Source organism: Mesorhizobium sp. M7A.F.Ca.US.006.04.2.1 (assembly GCF_004022915.1).
GTDB classification, from domain to species: Bacteria; Pseudomonadota; Alphaproteobacteria; order Rhizobiales; family Rhizobiaceae; genus Mesorhizobium; species Mesorhizobium ciceri.
In genome coordinates this window covers 1-4452 of record NZ_RZQA01000539.1, presented here as the reverse complement: position 1 = coordinate 4452, position 4452 = coordinate 1, and the positions used below count along the sequence as shown (strand labels likewise).

General features: G+C 63.7%; 4 protein-coding genes. 3 read left to right on the top strand and 1 reads right to left on the bottom strand.

All coding sequences use genetic code 11. The annotated features are described in order from the left end of the window. Both EN925_RS24645 and EN925_RS24640 read left to right on the top strand, forming a co-directional pair. The coding region (locus tag EN925_RS24645; RefSeq protein ID WP_128336998.1) for an alpha/beta hydrolase at positions 1-249 on the top strand (249 nt) is incomplete at its 5' end. 137 nt (positions 250-386) lie between these two features. After that, positions 387-1550: an alpha/beta hydrolase gene (locus EN925_RS24640; protein ID WP_024503865.1), complete on the top strand. Its 1164-nt coding sequence runs from the start codon at positions 387-389 to the stop codon at positions 1548-1550. Positions 1551-1711: 161 nt separating this feature from the next. Here EN925_RS24640 and ade read toward each other — a convergent pair whose 3' ends face one another. Then, on the bottom strand, positions 1712-3520 hold the full coding sequence (ade, locus tag EN925_RS24635; protein WP_127369396.1) for an adenine deaminase: 1809 nt from the start codon (positions 3518-3520) through the stop codon (positions 1712-1714). A 147-nt stretch (positions 3521-3667) separates the two neighbouring features. Here ade and EN925_RS24630 point away from each other — a divergent pair. Continuing rightward, on the top strand, positions 3668-4452 hold a 785-nt coding region (locus tag EN925_RS24630), incomplete at its 3' end, for an alpha/beta fold hydrolase (protein ID WP_128336997.1).

The window sequence follows — 4452 nt, the reverse complement described above, 5'->3', positions numbered from 1 at the left end:
CTGCGGCTCTCCGGCCTGATCGCCGGTTCACGGCCGCGTGTCGGCGACTACAAGGATGCCGCCGATCTTGCCTCTTATGGCGTGACGGTCGTCGACCTGTCCAAGGTCAAGGGATCGGACAGCTTCAACCATACGAAGTTCGCCGACAATCCGACGCTGGTGAAGATGATCGGCCAGCGGCTGCGCGAGGATGACGGCTTTGCCAGCGACCGTGATGTCACCGACCGCATCAGCCTGCTTGGCCAATAGGTGCGGTCTCGCGGCCATGCCTGCCCGGCATCGCGGACGTATGGATTCACTTTGAACTGGACCGCGCCGGTCTCTGGCCTTATCGGAATAGCCAGCGACGTCACGCGTTTGACGTCCCCTTTGGCGGGAGCCTGCGTGTGACCGTGCGTTCGAAGAGCTACCTCGTCGTTGCATTGGCGCTCGCTGTCACCGGCTGCGCTGGCGGAAAAACGCACGACCTGCTCAACAGGACGACGGTCTCGGTGCCCGCATCCGACATCGCGGCCACGCATGAAATCTTCGTCGCCACCACCCGCCAGAGGGCAACAAAAGAGCCGCGACAGGTTTACGACGGCGATCGCTCGCTGACCACCAGCTTTGCCCGTGTCGACGTCACCGTTCCCAAAAGCCATCAGGTCGGCGCCATCGAGCGGGCCAAGGGATCGGCAAACAGCAATCCTGCCAAGGATTTTACCGCCAAGGACGTCACTTTCTATGAGGGCGCGCCCCAGTTCGCCAAAGCGGTCGGCGCCGACATTTCCATGCGCGGCGACCGTGCGCTGGTTTTCGTGCACGGCTTCAACAACGGTTTTGACGACGGCATCTACCGGCTGACGCAGATCGCCCACGACACCAAATATCCCGGCACCCCGGTCCTGTTCTCCTGGGCTTCGAGCGGCAAGACCACGGGTTACATCTACGACAAGGAAAGCGCCAACGCAGCGCGCGACGACCTCGAGGCGACGCTCAGGATGCTGGCCAAGACCAAGGTCAAGAGCATCGACATCATCGCCCATTCGATGGGAACCTGGGTGACCATGGAGGCGCTGCGCCAGCTTGCCATCACCGGCGACCGGGATCTCGGCGGCAAGCTCGGCTATGTCATCCTGGCCTCGCCCGACATCGATGTCGACGTCTTCAAGAAGCAGATGATCCGCTACGGCAAACCCGACAAGCCGTTCGCCATCCTGCTCTCTGCGGATGACCGGGCTCTCAAGCTCTCGTCCCTGATCTCGGGCGACAAGCCGCGCGTCGGCGACTACGGCAACGCTGCAGACCTCGCCAGCTATGGCGTGTCGGTGGTCGATCTTTCCCAGGCCAAGGGCGGCGACCGCCTCAACCACGCCAAATTCGCCGACAACCCGATGCTGGTGCAACTGCTCGGCGACCGGCTGCGGGCGCCGGCGGGCCTCGCCTCGGACGAACCCGACCCGACACAGCTCAACAATCTCGGCCAGGGCCTTGGCAAGGCCGTCGGCTCGGTCGCAGAGATCGTCATCACCACGCCGTTCAAGGTGCTGACCATCGCCACCGGCGGGTGAGCCAGCGGGCGGCATTGGCCCTAGGATTGTTGAGATTCGGGTCAGGCCGAGCCGAAAGTGGTGGTTTTCGAGAACCGGAGCGGAGCGTACTTAAGTACGTGAGCACCGGAAGCGCAGAAAATCGCTAGTTGCAGGCCGGCATGGCCTGAATATCAACAATCCTAGACGAACAGATCGACCTTCTGGAATGTCGTCACATCGATCAGGCCGACGTCGGAGATCCTGAGCTCCGGAATGACGACCAGCGCCAGCAGCGAGTGCTGCATGTAGGCGTTGTTCAGCGAACAGCCCATCTTGCGCATCGCCTCGGTGAGCTTCTCGGCCTTGGCCGCGACGATTTCCGCCCGTTCGTCCGACATCAGGCCTGCGATCGGCATTTCGACCAGCGCCAGTTCCTTGCCCTTGGAGAACAGCACGACGCCGCCACCGACCGCGCCCAGACGGTTTACCGCCAGCGCCATGTCCTGCTTGTTGGTGCCGACGCAGATGATGTGGTGGGCGTCATGCGCCACGCTGGACGCCATGGCGCAGTCGCCCATATAGCCGAAGCCCGAAACGAAGGCGTTGGTGACGCCGCCCGTGCCCCTGTGACGCTCGACCAGCGCGATCTGGCAGATGTCGTTGCGGCGGTCCATTGCGACCAGCCCGTCCTCGACCGGCAGATCGGCCTCCAGCGCGCGCGTCGGCGCCTGGTTCTCGATGACGCCGATGACACGCACCCGAACCTCGTTGGCGCCCTTGGGGGCGGCGATATCGAAGTCGTCGCCCTTCAACTTCTTGCCGAGCTTGACGGTGTTCTTCGCCGTCCGGGGGTAATCATAGGCCGGAATGTCGATTTCGAGCTTGCCGCCCTTGGCCACCCTGACGCCGCGTGCATAGACCTCGTCGATGGTCATTGCGGCGAGATCCGAGACGATCAGCAGGTCGGCCAGCCGGCCCGGCGCGATCGAGCCGATCTCGCGCTCCAGTTTGAAATGCTGGGCGGTGTTGAGCGTCGCCATCTGGATCGCCGTCACCGGCTTCAATCCCTGTTGGATGGCGTGGCGCACCACGCGGTCCATATGGCCCTCCTGGACCAGCGTGCCGGAATGGCTGTCGTCGGTGCACAGGATGAAGTTGCGCGGGTCGATTCCGCTCTCCGTCACCGCCTTGATCTGCGAGGCAACGTCGTACCAGGCCGAGCCCAGCCGCAGCATCGCCTTCATGCCCTGGCGCACGCGGGCGATGGCGTCCTCGGCGCGCGTGCCCTCATGATCGTCCTCGGGGCCGCCGGCGACGTAGCCGTGGAACGGCAGGCCGAGATCGCGCGAGGCATAGTGGCCGCCGACCGTCTTGCCTGCATGAACCGTCGCCGCGATCTCGCCCGACATCACCGGATCATTGGCGACGACGCCGGGAAAGTTCATCACTTCGCCCAGGCCGATAATGTTCTCCCAGGTCATCGCTTCCGCGACATCGGCGACCGTCAGCTCGGCGCCGGCATGTTCCAGCCCCGGCGCCGAAGGCACGCAGGACGGCATCTGCACATGCACGTTGATGGGCATGGCGACCGCTTCGTCATGCATCAGCCGCACGCCGGGCAGACCCAGAACATTGGCGATTTCATGCGGGTCGATGAACATCGAGGTAGTGCCGTGCGGAATGACGGCCCGGCAGAACTCGGTCACCGTCACCATGCCGCTCTCGACATGCATATGCGCGTCGCAGAGGCCGGGCACCAGATAACGCCCGCCGGCATCGACCACCTTGGTGCCCTGGCCGATTGCATGGCTGGCATTGGGCCCGCAATAGGCAAAGCGCCCGCCGGCAATGGCGATGTCGGTGCCGGCGATGATCTCGCCCGAATGAACGTTCACCCAGCGGCCGTTGCGCACGACCAGGTCAGCGGGTTTGCGCCCCACGGCGACATCGACCAGATGTGTCGCCATCTCGGTCCACGGTCTGGGTTTTGCGGGCGTTGCTTTCGTCATTGGCGATTCCTCGGTTGCCGCCAGTCTCGCAAATGTCGGCGGGCGCCGCCAGAGCCGTCGGTCCGACATACCGCGTCAGGGCGAGCTTGTTGACTAATCCGGCTGGAAGGCGATGCTGACCGCGAACCGAACCATATGAGGGAAGACATGACCCGTTTTTGGAAAGCGTTCGCCATCGTTATCTTGTTCGCAGCGTCGACCACTTCTGCCGTGGCCGAGGAGCGTTGGCAGACCTTGCCGGAACCAGCGGCCATGCCCAAACCCGATCAGAGCGGATACGCGCCGGTGAACGGCATCCAGATGTACTACGCCGTTTTCGGCGCGGGCGATCCGGTGCTGCTCATCCACGGCGGCCTCGGCCACGGCGACATCTGGGCCAGCCAGGTGGCCACGCTTTCCAAGACGCACAAGGTAATCGTCGCCGACAGCCGTGGCCACGGCCGCTCCACCCGCACCGAGCAGCCCTATGGCTACGACTTGATGGCATCGGACTATCTGGCGCTGCTCGACCACCTGAAGATCGACAAGACCGCGCTTGTCGGCTGGAGCGATGGCGGCATCATCGGTATCGACATCGCACTGCATCATCCGGAGCGGCTGACAAGGCTGTTCGCGCAAGCCGCCAACGTAACCACCGACGGCCTTGATCCGGGCGTGATGACCAACAAGACCTTTGCCGCCTACATCGACCGCTCCGGCCGCGACTACAAGAAGATGTCGAAAACACCGGACCAGTATGACGCCTTCGTGGCGCAGATGAGCCACATGTGGGAGAGCGAGCCGGCGTGGAGCAAGGAACAGCTTGCCCAGATAACCACGCCGACGGCGATCGTTGCCGGCGACCACGATGAGGCGATCAAGCGCGAACACACCGACTATATCGCCTCCGCCATCCCAGGTGCGAAGCTGATCGTCCTGCCCAACGCCAGTCA